Annotated in this window: 11 protein-coding genes, 1 tRNA gene and 2 pseudogenes; 4 read left to right on the forward strand and 10 right to left on the reverse strand. The window is 38.9% G+C overall.

Translation table 11 applies throughout. The features are described 5' to 3' along the window. Window positions 1-2: 2 nt before the first annotated feature. From NYZ99_RS15000 to porV, 9 genes and pseudogenes are all read right to left on the reverse strand, one after another. Entirely contained in the window at window positions 3-1,082 is a 1,080-nt protein-coding gene (locus tag NYZ99_RS15000) for a mannose-1-phosphate guanylyltransferase (protein ID WP_260572043.1), read from the reverse strand. Window position 1,083: 1 nt separating this feature from the next. Further along, on the reverse strand, window positions 1,084-1,686 hold the full coding sequence (locus NYZ99_RS15005; RefSeq protein WP_260572044.1) for a SprT-like domain-containing protein: 603 nt from the start codon (window positions 1,684-1,686) through the stop codon (window positions 1,084-1,086). 92 nt (window positions 1,687-1,778) lie between these two features. Further along, the gene (locus NYZ99_RS15010; protein WP_260572046.1) at window positions 1,779-2,459 is read right to left on the reverse strand and encodes an SDR family oxidoreductase; all 681 of its coding nucleotides are present in this window, start codon (window positions 2,457-2,459) and stop codon (window positions 1,779-1,781) included. After that, window positions 2,459-3,124, reverse strand: a complete 666-nt coding sequence (locus NYZ99_RS22135) for a M28 family metallopeptidase (protein WP_338039044.1) — start codon at window positions 3,122-3,124, stop codon at window positions 2,459-2,461. Before NYZ99_RS22135 ends, NYZ99_RS15010 begins: the two co-directional genes overlap by 1 nt. Next, window positions 3,124-3,501: a hypothetical protein gene (locus tag NYZ99_RS22140; protein ID WP_338039045.1), complete on the reverse strand. Its 378-nt coding sequence runs from the start codon at window positions 3,499-3,501 to the stop codon at window positions 3,124-3,126. The genes NYZ99_RS22135 and NYZ99_RS22140 overlap by 1 nt, the downstream gene beginning before the upstream one ends. Before the next feature lie 78 nt (window positions 3,502-3,579). After that, window positions 3,580-5,245 (reverse strand): annotated as a pseudogene (locus NYZ99_RS15020) (pyruvate dehydrogenase complex dihydrolipoamide acetyltransferase). A 4-nt stretch (window positions 5,246-5,249) separates the two neighbouring features. Next, window positions 5,250-6,248: a pyruvate dehydrogenase (acetyl-transferring) E1 component subunit alpha gene (gene pdhA / locus NYZ99_RS15025; protein WP_260572048.1), complete on the reverse strand. Its 999-nt coding sequence runs from the start codon at window positions 6,246-6,248 to the stop codon at window positions 5,250-5,252. A 401-nt stretch (window positions 6,249-6,649) separates the two neighbouring features. Further along, window positions 6,650-6,922, reverse strand: coding sequence for a cytidine deaminase family protein (locus NYZ99_RS22145; RefSeq protein WP_338039046.1), 273 nt, complete (start codon window positions 6,920-6,922; stop codon window positions 6,650-6,652). A gap of 77 nt (window positions 6,923-6,999) precedes the next feature. After that, complete coding sequence (gene porV / locus NYZ99_RS15035) at window positions 7,000-8,151, reverse strand: type IX secretion system outer membrane channel protein PorV (protein ID WP_260572050.1); 1,152 nt, start codon at window positions 8,149-8,151, stop codon at window positions 7,000-7,002. Between the two features lie 365 nt (window positions 8,152-8,516). Between porV and gldJ the strand changes: the two genes are divergently transcribed. Both gldJ and NYZ99_RS15045 read left to right on the forward strand, forming a co-directional pair. Beyond that, window positions 8,517-10,181 (forward strand): gliding motility lipoprotein GldJ, encoded by a 1,665-nt coding sequence (gldJ, locus tag NYZ99_RS15040; protein WP_260572052.1) that lies wholly within the window; start codon window positions 8,517-8,519, stop codon window positions 10,179-10,181. Between the two features lie 65 nt (window positions 10,182-10,246). Next, window positions 10,247-11,519 (forward strand): annotated as a pseudogene (locus tag NYZ99_RS15045) (UDP-N-acetylmuramoyl-tripeptide--D-alanyl-D-alanine ligase). Between the two features lie 38 nt (window positions 11,520-11,557). Here the strand turns inward: NYZ99_RS15045 and NYZ99_RS15050 are convergent. Next, window positions 11,558-11,632, reverse strand: a tRNA-Val gene (locus NYZ99_RS15050). Between the two features lie 170 nt (window positions 11,633-11,802). Between NYZ99_RS15050 and NYZ99_RS15055 the strand changes: the two genes are divergently transcribed. Together NYZ99_RS15055 and NYZ99_RS15060 are read left to right on the forward strand one after the other, a co-directional pair. Continuing rightward, window positions 11,803-12,411 carry a c-type cytochrome domain-containing protein gene (locus NYZ99_RS15055; protein WP_260572053.1) on the forward strand — a complete coding sequence of 203 codons (609 nt, stop codon included), beginning with the start codon at window positions 11,803-11,805 and terminating at the stop codon, window positions 12,409-12,411. After that, window positions 12,380-15,004, forward strand: coding sequence for a DUF1553 domain-containing protein (locus tag NYZ99_RS15060; RefSeq protein WP_260572054.1), 2,625 nt, complete (start codon window positions 12,380-12,382; stop codon window positions 15,002-15,004). Before NYZ99_RS15055 ends, NYZ99_RS15060 begins: the two co-directional genes overlap by 32 nt. Window positions 15,005-15,006: the final 2 nt, after the last annotated feature.

Consider the following 15,006-nt stretch of genomic DNA (forward strand, 5'->3'; position numbering starts at 1 on the left):
AATTAAGCGTACTTATCACCAAAATTTTTCTTAACCGAATTTAACACCTTTTTTATATCCTGCTCTTTTGCTTTTGGATAAATTAAAAGTACTTCTTCCTTATCCACAATGATGTAATCCTTAAGACCGTCAACAACAACTATTTTGTCCTTTGGTGTACGAATCATATTGCCCGTGGCGTCCTCTGCCAAAAGTTTAGAATTCACTACCGCATTCCCCGTATTGTCCTTATTCAACTTATCGAATAATGACCCCCAAGTACCTAAATCATTCCAGTCAAAAGTAGCTTCCAACACATAAATAGCACTGGATTTTTCTAAAATAGCATAATCGATGGATATATTTTCAGCTTTCGGATAATTTTCCGCGATAAAGTCTTTTTCCTTGGAAGTGTTTAAATAAGTAAGCCCCCCATTAAAAAGATTAAATTGAATGGGTTGATATTCACTAAAAGCAGCTACAATCGTTTTTACGCTCCACATAAAAATACCGGCGTTCCACAAAAAATTGCCTTGGAATAAAAATTCCTTTGCTGTTTCATAATCCGGTTTCTCCCTGAATTGATTGACTTTCTTAATTTGACTTTCATCGGATTTATCAAATTCGATATATCCAAAACCTGTATTTGGAAAAGTCGGTTTAATGCCTAAAGTGCATAATACATCTTCCTTATTACATTTTTCAAAGCAAGCGGTAACGTCAGCGGCAAAGGCATCCTCATCCTCAATCCAATGGTCACTGGGAGCGACGATCATTACTCCATCCGGATTCATTTTTTGAATCTTTAATGCGGCATATAAAATACAGGGAGCTGTATTTCGCATGGCAGGTTCCAATACAACTTGTTCTTGGGTTACCATGGGCAGTTGTTCCAGCACCAAGTCATTATATCGTTCATTCGTAAGAATTAAAATATTTTCAGTTGGAACAAATTTGTTCAGTCTTTGGAAGGTTTTTTGAATAAGCGTATCCCCAGTTCCAAGCATATCATGGAACTGCTTGGGATAATCGGATGTACTAATAGGCCAAAACCTTGAACCGACACCACCAGCCATCAAAACGGCATAATAATTTTTGTTCATCTTAACTATTTATAAGTTCTACTTCGGCATTGGGTTGAAAAAGATATACTCTTCCCGTTTTAACCTCAATACATTCAAATCTCTTTATTCTTTTATTCCCTTTTTTGAAAAGCTTGCCATTGTATAATCTAAAAATACTTCCGAAAGGTAATTGAAAAACATAGGTCTTGTCATTTTCCTGCTTATCAAATTGCTGTAATGCAATGGAAAGTCGTGCATCCGTGCTACTACTCGCTTTAGGGTTCTTAAAGTGCATGGCCAATAGTGGTAATAATTTAGAGGGGAAAATTTCCGGTCGTAAAAAAGGTAACATTAAAAACTGAAAAGTTCTTTTCCATTCCAACCCATGTGGTTTGATTCTGCGACCATATTTTTCAAAAGCCACCAAATGCGCAATTTCATGTACTAGTGTAATCAAAAACCGATACTTATTAAGCGTGGCATTAACTGTAATTAAGTGTTTGCCATCCGGTAGTCGTCTGTAATCACCATGTCCGGTAACCCTTTCGTTAACAATTTTAAGGTGCACCCCATTGACCTTTATTAGCTGTAAACAAGGGTCGACTGATCTTTCCGGCAAATATTTACCCAATACCTCTTCCATTAAAACAAAAATACCCGAAAAAATAAGAATTTGTGGACAATGAACTTTATTAATAAAAATGGAAAAAATTACAGATACCCCTTATCAATTGACTAAGGAGTAGAATTGGAAACCTGAATCAACTTACCATTAAAAAGCGTATACCCTGTAAGTGCAAAATTCTTAATGTAGGCCGCCATTTCCAAAGCGGTAACGGGAGCATTATAGCCTGGAAAAGCTTCTTCAAGCATTTCCGTTTGTACAGCTCCCAAGGCCAAGACATTGAAGGAAGGTCCTGTTTCTTTGTATTCCTCGGCCAGCAATTCAGTAAGTGTTATAACAGCACCCTTACTTGAACTATATGCAGAAAGTCCGGGGAACTTCATACTACCCTGAACACCACCCATTGAACTTATTGTTACTACATGACCATTTTTTGGCATATATGGAACTACCATTCCGGTCATGGCCGCTACGCCAAAAACATTAACGTCGTATACCCTTTTAAATTCCGCCAGTGAGGTTTCAGAAAAAGGTTTGTTCAAGAGGGCTCCTGCATTATTGATTAAAATATCAACTTTTTTCCATTCTCTTTTAATAAAGTCTTCCAGTTTTTCAAAGTCAGAAGAGTGTGTCAGATCAAACGGAAAGGTCTTTATAGATGTATTCTTTAAATTTCGAATAGGCTCATCATTTACGGAAAGTGCCAAAACGGTATGCCCTTCATTGGCAAAAAGTTTCGCCAATTCAAAACCTATACCTCGGCTTGAACCCGTAACAATTACGTTTGCCATTAATTATATTTTATTTCCCTGTCAGTTGAATTTGCAATACCTCTTACAATAGGAATCATTTTGTTCACAACATTAGCCATATGCTCAAAATCCATTTCGGCGGGTTCATCGTCCACTTTATGATAATATGGGAAATTTGTAAAATCAAAGGTGCTATAAGTTTGAGAGGGTATATTGAACTCTTGATAGAATGCATAATTATCAGACCTTTTAAAAAGATTGAACTCTTTAGCCTGTGGCAAAAACCCCACTACCTTTTCTCCAGCATAAGAATTACTTACTTCCGCCATATTAGTTAATTCATATCCTGTTAAATACACCAAATGGTCCTTTCCGACCATTGGAACACCAACCATTTCGTAATTAAGCATTGCATACAGGTCCAATCCCTCTTCCTTTAATATTTTGGCCAAATGCCGTGACCCTAAAAGTCCCTTTTCCTCTGCACTGAAAAAAGCAAAAATGAGACTTCTTTTATTGGATTTTTCCTTACCAAAATATCCGGCAAGTTCCAACAAAGTGGAGGTCCACGAAGCATTGTCGTTAGCACCATTGGCAATAGCATCCCCATTCTCCGGGTTGACTATTCCCAAATGATCATAGTGTGCACCAAGAACCAAGTATTCTTTCTTTAGATTAGGATCAGTTCCTTCCAATACTCCCACTACGTTATAGGCAATGCCCTCATAATTTTCCGAGTATCCCTGTAGGATTCAAAATAAGGGTCAATTCCATTATTTTTAAGAATCCCCTCAATAAATTCTGCCGCTTTCGAAATCCCTTCGCTTCCGGAACCTCTTCCCTCCAATTCATCAGAAGCCAAATATTCCATGAGGGACGCCATATTATCTGCCGTAGAGAAAAGGATGTCGCTAGAGTTATCGTTATCCTCAATTTTTGTATCCTCTTTGATATTATCCGAAACCATTCTTCCCTTTAGTCCATCCGGATCATCAGGATTTAAAACGGTTTCATTAGTTATCTTTTTTGAACCGCAAGAAATCAATACAAATACAAGAAGAAAATTTAGGTAGAATTTCATATCATGGAGTTATAATCATAAATATAAAAAAAGCATCTCCTAAAAGAGATGCTTTTATGTGCTTATTTGTAATTATGACTATGCAAGCATAGTTACAGGATTTTCAACATAATACCTAAGAGTTTGTAAAAATTGGGCTCCCACGGCACCGTCTACAGTTCTATGGTCACATGCCAAGGTTAATTTCATGGTGTTCCCTATAACTATTTCACCATTTTTAACTACTGGTTTCTCCACGATGGTACCAACTGATAGAATAGCTGAATTTGGTTGATTGATAATGGATGTAAATTCCTGTATACCGAACATACCCAAGTTGGACACCGTAAAAGTGCTACCTTCCATTTCAGAAGGGGCTATCTTTTTATTTCTTGCCTTGCCGGCCAATTCTTTAACGGCGGAACCTATTTGGGTCAAACCAAGCAAATCTGCATGTTTTATAACAGGTACTACCAATCCCTCATCTACTGCTACGGCAACTCCCATGTGGATATGTTTGTACTGTTTGGTGGTATCACCGTTCCAAGTAGTGTTTACTTGAGGATGTTTTCTTAATGCCATAGAACAAGCCTTTAAAACCATATCGTTAAAAGACACCTTTGTATCTCGGCAAAGTGTTTATCTGTGCGCGAGAGGCGATGGCATTATCCATATCCACCTCAATGGTCAAATAAAAATGAGGCGCTGTAAATTTAGAATTACCCAATGCCTTGGCAATAGCCTTACGCATATTGGAATTCTTGGTTTCCTCAACACCTTCTTCACCAGCTGGAATTGCCATAGATACAGCTGGCGAACTTGTAGCTTTTTCAGTTTTTGCAGCCTCCGGAGTCGATTTAGCGGCTTCCGAAGGTTTATAATTTTCAATATCCTTTTTGATGATTCTACCATTGTCACCGAGAACCTGATACCTTGGACAGGTCAATACCTTTATCCTCGGCTATTTTCTTGGCAAGTGGAGATGCAAAAATACGGTTGCCATCTGATGTTGATGTTCCAGTATCCTCGCTAGATGATTTTTTGGATTCTGAAGACTTACTTGTTTCCGCTTCCTTGGATTCGGATTTAGCGCTTTTTTTGGCTCCTGGTTTTGCATTTAGAACAGCATCAACATCTGTTCCCTCTGGTCCAATTACCGCTAGAACGGCATCCACCGGAGAAGATTCTCCTTCTTGTATACCTATATATAATAACTTTCCGGAATAGAATGATTCAAATTCCATCGTAGCCTTATCGGTTTCAATCTCAGCAAGAATATCCCCTTCTTCAACATCATCACCCACTTTTTTTAGCCAGCTGGCCACGGTTCCTTCTTCCATGGTATCGCTAAGTCGTGGCATCTTCACTATTTCCACTCCTTCAGGAATTTCTCCTCCGAAGCCTCATCCCCCTCAGTGACTTCATCATTAGAAGATTCATTAGTTGCTTCTTCTACTTTATCCTCTGAACTTTCTTCTTTCTTTTCTGAACTTCCACCACCATTCAACAGGGCGGAAATATCTTCTCCCTCTTCTCCTATAATAGCCAATAAAGTGTCAACAGGAGCTCCATCCCCTTCCTCAATACCAATATGAAGCAAGGTACCTTCATGGAAAGACTCAAATTCCATAGTGGCCTTGTCCGTTTCAATTTCGGCCAAGATATCACCTTCTTCTACTTTATCTCCTACGTTTTTCAACCACTTTGCGACCGTACCTTCTTCCATGGTGTCGCTTAGTCGCGGCATGTTAATTACTTCAGCCATTTAATTACAATTTATGTTGAACGAATGGAAAATCTTCTTGCTCGTATACCATATCATACAATTGCTGTACGGGTGGGTAATCAGATTTCTCAGCAAACTCCTCGCATTCCTTGACCAAATCCTTGACCCTTTTATCTATCTTCTTGATTTCCTCGTCCGTTGCGTATTTTTTCTCTTTGATAATATCCAAAACCTGGGTTATTGGATCAATTTTTTTATACTCCTCAACCTCCTCCTTAGTTCTATAATGCTGCGCATCCGACATAGAATGTCCTCTATATCTGTATGTTTTCATTTCAAGGAAAGTTGGACCTCCGCCGGAACGAGCCCTTTCGATGGCTTTGCTCATTTCTTGGGCCACGGTAACGGGATTCATTCCATCTACCGGTGCACAAGGCATTTCATAACCCAAGCCCAATTTCCAAATATCTGTAGAAAAAGAGGTTCTTGCTACGGATGTTCCCATAGCATACCCATTGTTCTCACAAACAAAAACTACAGGTAGTTGCCAAAGCATTGCCAAGTTAAAAGTCTCGTGAAGAGAACCCTGCCTTACGGCTCCGTCACCCATATAACATAACGTAACGGCATCGCTTCCGTGATACTTATCCCCAAATGCCATTCCTGCACCCAGTGGAATCTGACCTCCCACTATACCATGCCCTCCATGAAAACGATGTTCTTTGGAGAATATGTGCATGGACCCTCCCATACCTTTGGAAGTTCCGGTAACTTTCCCATAAAGCTCCGCCATAACTTTTCTAGGATCCACCCCCATTCCTATAGGCTGTACATGATTTCTATAGGCTGTGATCATTCTGTCCTTTGTCAAGTCCATAGCGTGCAAGGCTCCCGCCAAAACCGCTTCCTGACCATTATATAGGTGAAGAAAACCTCTTACTTTTTGCTGGATGTAAACTGCTGCAAGCTTGTCCTCGAACTTACGCCAAAACGACATGTCCTCGTACCATTTCAAATAAGTTTCCTTGGTGATTTTTTCCATCGATTTAAAAATTTAATACAAATTAGTCGGACTCAAAAGCAATGTTCAAGAAGTACATCACAAGAGAACAAAAATACACATATAAATGAATGGATAAAAATAATAGAAATAAAAGCAAGAAGAAATTACACCCTTAACAAAAAATGAAATTTCCGTGTTTTAAAGGGGTATTAAGAATCTATTTTTATCCTAAATATGAATTATCAAAACCCAAAGGCAAAATATCGGATATAGAGGAGCACTCAATGATCTTACCACTAGCACCCATCATTAATATTCTAATAGGCGATTTTTGCTTAAACTCGTACTCAAAAATAGCTTGACGACAATTTCCACATGGCGCTGCAGGTTCTGTAATTTCCTTAATTGTGGAAGAAACGGTTATAGCCAGTGCCTTAATACTAATATTTGGGAATTTCGCCCCAGCATGAAATACCGCCACTCTCTCGGCACATAGTCCGAGATGGATAAGAGGCATTTTCCTGGTTACTTCCTATCACAATTTCCCCATTGCCCATTTCCAATGCTGCTCCTACTTGAAAATTGGAATAGGGGGCGTAGGCATTTTCCTTGGCTTCCCTAGATTTTTCAATTAAGATTTTATCGTTCTCAGGTAACTCATCCAATGAATCATACACAATGATATCAAAACTAATTTTTAGTCTGTTCGCCATAGGATTGATTTGAATTGTGAAGATACGAAACAAAAAAACCCGCTAACTGCGGGTTTTCAGATATTTTGTGTTCTTCCTTAATCGTTATAAAATTCCTCGCCCAAACTAAACGTTAAACCAAAACGCAAAGTGTTTTCCAATGGGTTTCTCACTTGAGAGGTAGAGAATAAATACGAAAGATCAATTTGTGCGGATTTGAACTTGAATCCAGCCCCAAGGGTAAAAAACTTTCTAGACCCTTTTAATTCGCTTTCATTAAAATATCCTGTCCTTACCATAAAGGCATCTTGATAGACATATTCTGCTCCCAAAGCCCATGTAAACTCCTTTAATTCCTCACTAAAACCGTCAGGAGCATCCCCAAAAGAACCAAAGATACCGCTAAAGCCACTCTCATTCTGATAAATATCATTATCCGCGGAATCGATTACACCGTCACCATTTTGGTCTTTAGGGGTAGGAACTAACAATTTATTAAATTCAGAAGTGATTCCTATGAGATTGTCCTGATCTAATATAAAATCAAACCCAACTCCAAATTTTAAGTTGCTAGGTAAAAAGTTTTCCTGGCCACCTTCATCATATTGCATTTTGCCCCCAATATTGGAAATATTGAAACCTGCCCTCCAACGACCATCGAAGTTATTATAGGCAATTTCCCTGGAACGATAGAAACCGGCAACATCTACCGCAAAGGAACTAGCCGCTTGGGAATCTACCGAGCCACTTTGTTGGGGCAATCGTAAGTTTGAACGTATGTACCTACCCGCTACCGCCATGGAAAATGTTGGGCTCAATTTTAGGGAATAAGATCCATCCAACGCCAATTCGTTAGGTTTTGCCAAAGTACCTGGATCATTGGCAAATTGTCGAAGTTCTATTTCACCCAAGGTAAAATACCTTAAGCTAACTGCAAAAGCACTTTGCTCATTAATTTTATTGTAATAACTACCGTTTAAAAGGGAAATATCTGTTATAATACTTTCCAAATAAGGAGTGTAGCTTACCCCTATTCCCATTTTTCTTTCTGCAAAAGCAAATTTAGCGGGATTCCATTGCTGGGAAAAGGCATCCGTTGAGGTTGCAACCCCCATATCTCCCATACCCGCGGAACGGGCATCGGCAGCAATAGTCAAAAATGGGATCGCAGTGGTTATTACTCGTTGATCTTCCTGTGCATTGGCTTTTACCAATAACACGAGCATTAAAATAAAAATGACTTTTTTCATTAATTCAATAGTTGATATAAAGTGGGCCAATTTAGTATTTCAAATCTTTATTCCCCTTAATTTTATATGTAAACGCTGTTTTCAACGTTATCTTGCACCTTAAGGATATATTTTTAGTTTTTTTTTAAAGTAATCGAGAATTAGGCATCTAAATTCTTCCTTTATGTTATGCCACGAATATACTATATCCGCATTTGGTGCGTTATCCCTCATAGAAAAGAATTACATAAAAAATATTTTAATCGATGAAATATAATAATCAAAACATCGTTTTAACCAGCGAAAGCGATAAAATTTAATTAAAATCCAAATCAAATTAGACTAGCAAACTATTAGTTTAAACAGATTGAACTCAAGTCCTAATTATGAAAAAACAGTTTATTAAAGTTGTACTCTCATGCACCGTAATTGCGGGAGGTTTTACAGTTACCAGCTGTTCCAAATCTACATCCTCCAAAAATGTGTCTAGAGCTACAGGTTGGAAGATAAATGAAAAGGAAGGTGGTTTTCAATATAATACCGATTTTAAAGAGCAAGAAACCGCTCCGGGACTGGTATTTGTGGAAGGAGGGACCTTTACTAAGGGAAAGGTACAAGATGATGTGATGCATGATTGGAACAACACACCAACATCACAACATGTTCAATCCTTTTACATGGATGAGACCGAGGTTACCAATGTGATGTATCCGGAGTATTTGGATTACCTAAAAAGTGTTTATCCACCTGAAAATCCTAAATATGCAAATATTTATAAAGGTGCACTACCCGATACCTTGGTTTGGAGAAACAGGTTAGGATTTAATGAAACTATGACCAATAACTACTTGAGACATCCTGCATATGCAGAGTATCCGGTAGTTGGTGTCAACTGGATTCAAGCAACCCAGTTCGCAGAATGGAGAACTGACCGAGTGAATGAAATTATGTTGGAAAGGGAAGGATATTTGGCCAAAGACGCAAAATACCAAGCCTTAAATGGAGAGGTTGCGGGTACATTTAGCACAGAAGCTTATTTGAACCGACCTGAGTCCGTTTATAACGGACAAATTGATTCCCTGCAAGGTAAAATGAAAAAGGATAGTGTCCCTGCCTTTGCCAAAAGAAGCAGCGGAGTAATCATGCCGGAATATAGGCTTCCAACGGAAACGGAATGGGAATATGCGGCACAGGCCCAGGTTGGTCAAAGAGAGTATAACAACTATAGAGGAAGAAAAAAATATCCTTGGGAAGGAGATTATACCAGAAATGGACAAAGGGTTGGTAGAGGTGACCAATTGGCCAACTTTAAACAAGGTAAAGGTGATTACGGCGGAATTGCAGGATGGTCTGACGATGGTGCGGATATTACTGCCGAAGTTATGTCTTACAAACCGAACGACTTAGGTCTGTATGACATGGCAGGTAACGTAGCAGAATGGGTAGCCGATGTTTACCGACCTATAGTTGATGATGAAATAAGTGATTTTAACTATTACCGAGGTAACATTTACATGAAAACCGCCATAGGGGAAGATGGAAAAGTAAATATTCTAAGGGATTCTATCGTATACGATACTTTACCAAATGGAAAAGTTGTGGCCGTAAATCTTCCGGGTGAAATAAAAATGGTTCCTATCGACGAGGAGGAGACCTACTTAAGAACCAATTTCTCTTCAAGCGACAACAGAGGTTATAGAGATGGAGACCCGGGATCTTCCAGGTTCTTTGACAGATTTAGTGATGAGGAAGAAAACTCTAAGCAAACCATGTATAATTCTCCAAAACACAAAGTTGAGAGGGATTCTACTGGAAACTTGATAAGACAATATGACCAGTCCAACAATAGAACTTCTCTTATAAACGACGAAGTACGAGTTTACAAAGGAGGTTCTTGGAGAGATAGGGCATATTGGTTAGACCCTGCACAAAGAAGATATTTGCCACAGTATATGGCAACGGATTATATTGGTTTTAGGTGTGCAATGTCTAGAGTTGGATCTAAATCAAAGACTAAAAACAAAACAGTAAGAGGAAAAAAAGCAAAATAATTTTTCTTACCAGCACATAATATAAAAGCCCTTTTCATAAAGGGCTTTTTTTTATCTTCGAGTTCATGAAAATAAATGAGCTGCACGAGATTTTTCTGAACTACCCAAGTATTTGTACGGATACCGGAAAAATTAAATCCGGAGATATTTTTTTTGCGCTTAAAGGTGATAATTTCAATGGAAACAAATACGCTGATGAAGCCTTAAAAAAAGGAGCATCGTATGCCGTAATTGATGAAGGGAAGTCTTCCGGGAATCAAAAAATTTTAGTAGATGATGTCCTAAAAACGCTCCAAGAATTAGGAAATTTTCATAGAAAATTTTCCAAAGCAACAGTTATTGGCCTAACGGGTAGCAATGGCAAAACCACGACAAAGGAACTCATAAACGCCGTCTTATCCCAAGAATATAACACAGTGGCCACTTACGGAAATCTTAACAATCATATTGGGGTTCCCCTGACATTACTTTCCATTAAAAAAGACACTGAAATTGCGATTGTAGAGATGGGAGCGAATCACCAAAAAGAAATCGCTTTTTTATGCTCCTTAGCAGAACCAGATTTTGGATACATTACGAATTTTGGGAAGGCACATTTGGAAGGTTTCGGCGGTGTGGAAGGGGTTATAAAAGGTAAAAGCGAATTATATGATTTCCTCATTGAGAACAATAAAGGAGTCTTTATGAACGCCGATGACCCCATACAAAAAGAGAAACTCAAAGACTACATCAAAAAATACGGATTCAGCACTACTGATTCCAAATTCTATCCAATTTCCTTAGTAGAAGCAAATCCGTTTGTAGTTGTAAATTTCGAAAAAACCACCGTATCGACGCAGCTTATAGGCGAGTATAACTTCACCAACTGCTGTGCCGCAATCATTATGGGCAAATATTTTAATGTGGGATTGGAAAAAATAAAAGAGGGTATTGAAAGCTATATTCCATCTAACAATAGATCACAAATTATTGAACGTAAGGGTCACAAAATTATTCACGGACGCATATAACGCCAATCCAACAAGTATGGCTGCAGCTATACAAAACTTTTCTAGGATGTTCACTGGGAACAAAATTCTTTTTTTAGGCGATATGTTCGAACTTGGAGAAAGTGCACCCGAGGAGCATCAAAAAATAGCGGATTTGACCAAGGAACTAGGTTTCAAAAACGTATATCTTATTGGCGGAAATTTCTTTAAAGTGAAAAGCAAATTCAAAAAAGTGGAATCGTTTGAACATTTAAAACACCATCTTCAAACGGTTGAAATCGATAGTTCCATAATCTTTATAAAAGGTTCTAGGGGAATGGCCTTGGAAAGAATTTTGGAACTTCTTTGAAATACCTTTAGCTATCAAAATCAATGTGGAAAAGGAAGTGGGATATACTGGATTCGAACCAGTGACCTCTGCCCTGTCAAGGCAGCGCTCTAAACCAACTGAGCTAATATCCCATTTTGGATGGCTAAGTTACTACTAAATTTTAGTTCGCTAAAAAGAATGTAATTCAAATTAGAAAGGTCAATCTCCTTTGGACAAATATCTATAAAGTTCTTCTCATTATTAAATGTAACCTTTTCAAAAAAAGATGTACATTTAAAGAAGAACCTCGACACCTATCTAGATGAATTTCAAGTATTTTGGCCTCTTCTTTTTAATACTTTTCCTATTCGGTTGTCAATATAATGTTCCGGAAGAGTTAGAGGTAGCTTATGCTGATTTGCCTGAAAATATAGATTTCAACTACCATGTTAAGCCTATTTTGTCAGATCGATGTTATGCATGCCATGGGCCGGATGAAAATACACGAAAAGCAGGCCTGCGGTTAGACGTAGAAGAAATTGCATTCAAGATGCTCGAATCGGGCAATACCGCATTCGCTAAAGGAAGTCCAAGTGATAGCGAGTGTATTGAAAGAATCCTTAGCGACAATCCTGAAATTCAAATGCCACCTCCGGAATCTAACCTATCGCTCTCCAAAACAGAGAAGGCTATTTTGATCAAATGGGTAGAACAAGGGGCCAAATGGAGTAATCACTGGGCCTTCCTTAAGCCCAAAACACAACCTGTTCCCCAACATTTAAACCAAGATTGGCCATACCACAATGAAATTGATGGTTTTATACAGGAAAAACTGAAGACTAATAAATTTTCCCCTTCGCCGAGAAGCCGAGAAGGAAAAATTAATTCGAAGGGTAACAATGGATTTAACTGGGTTACCTCCCTCCATTGAGGAAATAGATGATTTTCTAAAGGACTCAAGTAATGAAGCTTATGAAAAATTGGTGGACAGACTGCTCGAGACCGATGCATATGCAGAAAGATTGGCCTTGGACTGGATGGACCTTTCAAGATATGCAGATTCCCACGGACTCCACGCCGATGGGGCCCGATTGATGTGGCCATGGCGTGATTGGGTCATAGATGCATTCAAAACTAACATGCCTTACGACCAATTTGTTACTTGGCAATTGGCGGGAGACCTTCTACCCAATTCCACAAAAGATCAGAAATTGGCTACGGCGTTTAATAGAAATCACCCTATGACCGCCGAGGGCGGGGCCATAGAAGAAGAATTTAGACTGAATTATGTTTTTGACCGTACAGAAACCGTTTCTACAGCTTTCATGGGACTTACAGTGGCCTGTGCAAAGTGTCATGATCATAAGTTCGACCCTATTAGCCAAGAGGACTACTTTCAAATGTCTGCATTCTTTAATAATGTCAAGGAATTGGGAATGACCGGTGACGATGGTAATTACGGGCCGATGCTCTCCCTTCCGGACAAAAATACAGAGGTAAAGTTGAACGATCTTCAAAGTAAGATTGGCAAGAAAGAAAAGCAACTGGCACTGACCAAAAATGAAATGGCACAACTTGAGAAATTTATCAAGTCCTTACCCGACTCATTTACTGAAACCGGAAAGTTGGATTACTATCCACTAGATAAGCTCTCAAAAACCAATAAAGGTCATGTTGCGGATCAAAACAAGGATGCCACTACAAGGGAGGCGCCAAAAGTGGTGCAGGGCATCAAGGGTAAAGCATTTCTTTTCAATGGGGAATATGACGAATTATATCTTCACAATATTCCAAACTTTGAATGGATGGATTCATTTTCTGCAAGTCTATGGATCAACACCGCAAAAAGGGATTCTTCAAAAACCCGGACCATTATGGGCACATCCGGGGACAAAAACAATTTTTGGCGCGGCTGGGATTTTTATCCGGATGGTTCCAATCGTCTTAACGCAAGGCTCATCCACTCCCTGCCCCATAATTATATTCAGGTTAGGACTAAGGATTCCATCAAAACAAATGAATGGAATCATGTGGCTTTTACCTATACCGGTTCATCAAAAGCAAAAGACCTGAACCTTTTTATCAATGGTAAAGAAGCTGATTCAGAAATAGTTTTCGACAATTTGTATAAAAGCATCAAGACGATTAGAAGCGGGGACCATTCGGCTTATCATGCTCCTGTAAGGGTAGCAAAAAGTTACAGAGGCTTTACTGGCGAGAATGGAATTTTTCTAGGTAAAATTGATGAAATACGACTTTTTACTAGGAGTCTGTCTCCTATTGAGATTAAAAGATTGGCATCGCTCCAAAACGAAACGGATAATCCTCCAATAGACAAGACTTATTGGGTTCAGCAATCCGCGGAAGTTCAAAATTTGGAAAAAGAATTAAAAGCGTTAAGGGCAGATTGGCTAACAACCATGGAACCTGTTATGGAAGTAATGGTTATGGAAGAAATGCCAACAAAAAGAAAAGCCTTTTTATATGATCGTGGAAATTATGACCAACCCACCTTGGAGGTCGATGCGAATACCCTATCCATTTTACCGGAATTTCCGGAAGATTTGCCAAAAAATAGATTGGGTTTCTCAAAATGGCTTTTTTCAAAAGATCATCCTTTGACCGCTCGGGTTACGGTCAATAGATACTGGCAACTCCTTTTTGGGAAAGGATTGGTGGACACACCTACAGATTTTGGTGTGCAAGGATCTCTCCCTAGTCATCCTGAGTTGTTGGACTGGTTGGCCATTACATTTATGGAAAGTAATTGGGATGTAAGGGCATTATTGAAAAAAATGGTTATGTCACATACCTATAGGCAATCTTCCAAAGTATCTGAGGAACTATGGCAAAAAGACCCCGAAAACCTTTATCCGGCAAGAAGCAATACCTACAGGTTACCTGCGGAACTAATAAGGGATAATGCATTGGCAGCCAGTGGGCTATTGGTAGAAACAGTTGGAGGTAAAAGTGTAAAACCATACCAACCCGCTGATCTCCGGATTGAAAAAACAAGCTTTTCACATGAATTAATGAGATATAAGGAATCAAAAGGCGATAGTCTATATCGCAAGAGCCTTTATACGTTTGTAAGACGTACGCAACTCCATCCAGCAATGATAGCCTTTGATGCTCCTTCTAGAGAGGTTTGTACCATCTCAAGGGAGAATACCAATACGCCACTGCAGGCTCTTGTGCTGTTAAACGACAAACAGTTTGTTGAAGCGTCTAGAGTACTTGCGGAAAGGATTCAAAAAGAAGGCGGCGACACCTTGGAGAATCAAATTACCCATGCTTTTAGACTGACAACAAGCCGTAAACCTAAAACAGCCGAGTTACAATTGTTAATGGAATTATTTAACCAACAAAAAAGCAGATTTCAAAAAAATCCAACCGAAGTCACACAGCTATTATCAGTAGGGAATAAAATTGCCGATAATTCCCTGGACATGACAAAGACGGCCGCATTGACAATAGTGGCCAATACCCTATTGAACCATGATGAGGCCTACACTAAAAGATAATC

The sequence above is a fragment of the Maribacter litopenaei genome (assembly GCF_025244665.1).
Lineage (GTDB): Bacteria > Bacteroidota > Bacteroidia > Flavobacteriales > Flavobacteriaceae > Maribacter > Maribacter litopenaei.

Excerpts from the sequence above, each read along its gene's own strand:
- NYZ99_RS15000 (WP_260572043.1), bottom strand. The coding sequence starts at position 1,082 with ATGAACAAAAATTATTATGCCGTTTTGATGGCTGGTGGTGTCGGTTCA.
- NYZ99_RS22140 (WP_338039045.1), bottom strand. The coding sequence starts at position 3,501 with ATGAAATTCTACCTAAATTTTCTTCTTGTATTTGTATTGATTTCTTGC.
- NYZ99_RS15005 (WP_260572044.1), bottom strand. The coding sequence starts at position 1,686 with ATGGAAGAGGTATTGGGTAAATATTTGCCGGAAAGATCAGTCGACCCT.
- NYZ99_RS15010 (WP_260572046.1), bottom strand. The coding sequence starts at position 2,459 with ATGGCAAACGTAATTGTTACGGGTTCAAGCCGAGGTATAGGTTTTGAA.
- NYZ99_RS15055 (WP_260572053.1), top strand. The coding sequence starts at position 11,803 with ATGAATTTCAAGTATTTTGGCCTCTTCTTTTTAATACTTTTCCTATTC.
- porV (WP_260572050.1), bottom strand. The coding sequence starts at position 8,151 with ATGAAAAAAGTCATTTTTATTTTAATGCTCGTGTTATTGGTAAAAGCC.
- NYZ99_RS15060 (WP_260572054.1), top strand. The coding sequence starts at position 12,380 with ATGGATTTAACTGGGTTACCTCCCTCCATTGAGGAAATAGATGATTTT.
- gldJ (WP_260572052.1), top strand. The coding sequence starts at position 8,517 with ATGAAAAAACAGTTTATTAAAGTTGTACTCTCATGCACCGTAATTGCG.
- pdhA (WP_260572048.1), bottom strand. The coding sequence starts at position 6,248 with ATGGAAAAAATCACCAAGGAAACTTATTTGAAATGGTACGAGGACATG.
- NYZ99_RS22145 (WP_338039046.1), bottom strand. The coding sequence starts at position 6,922 with ATGGCGAACAGACTAAAAATTAGTTTTGATATCATTGTGTATGATTCA.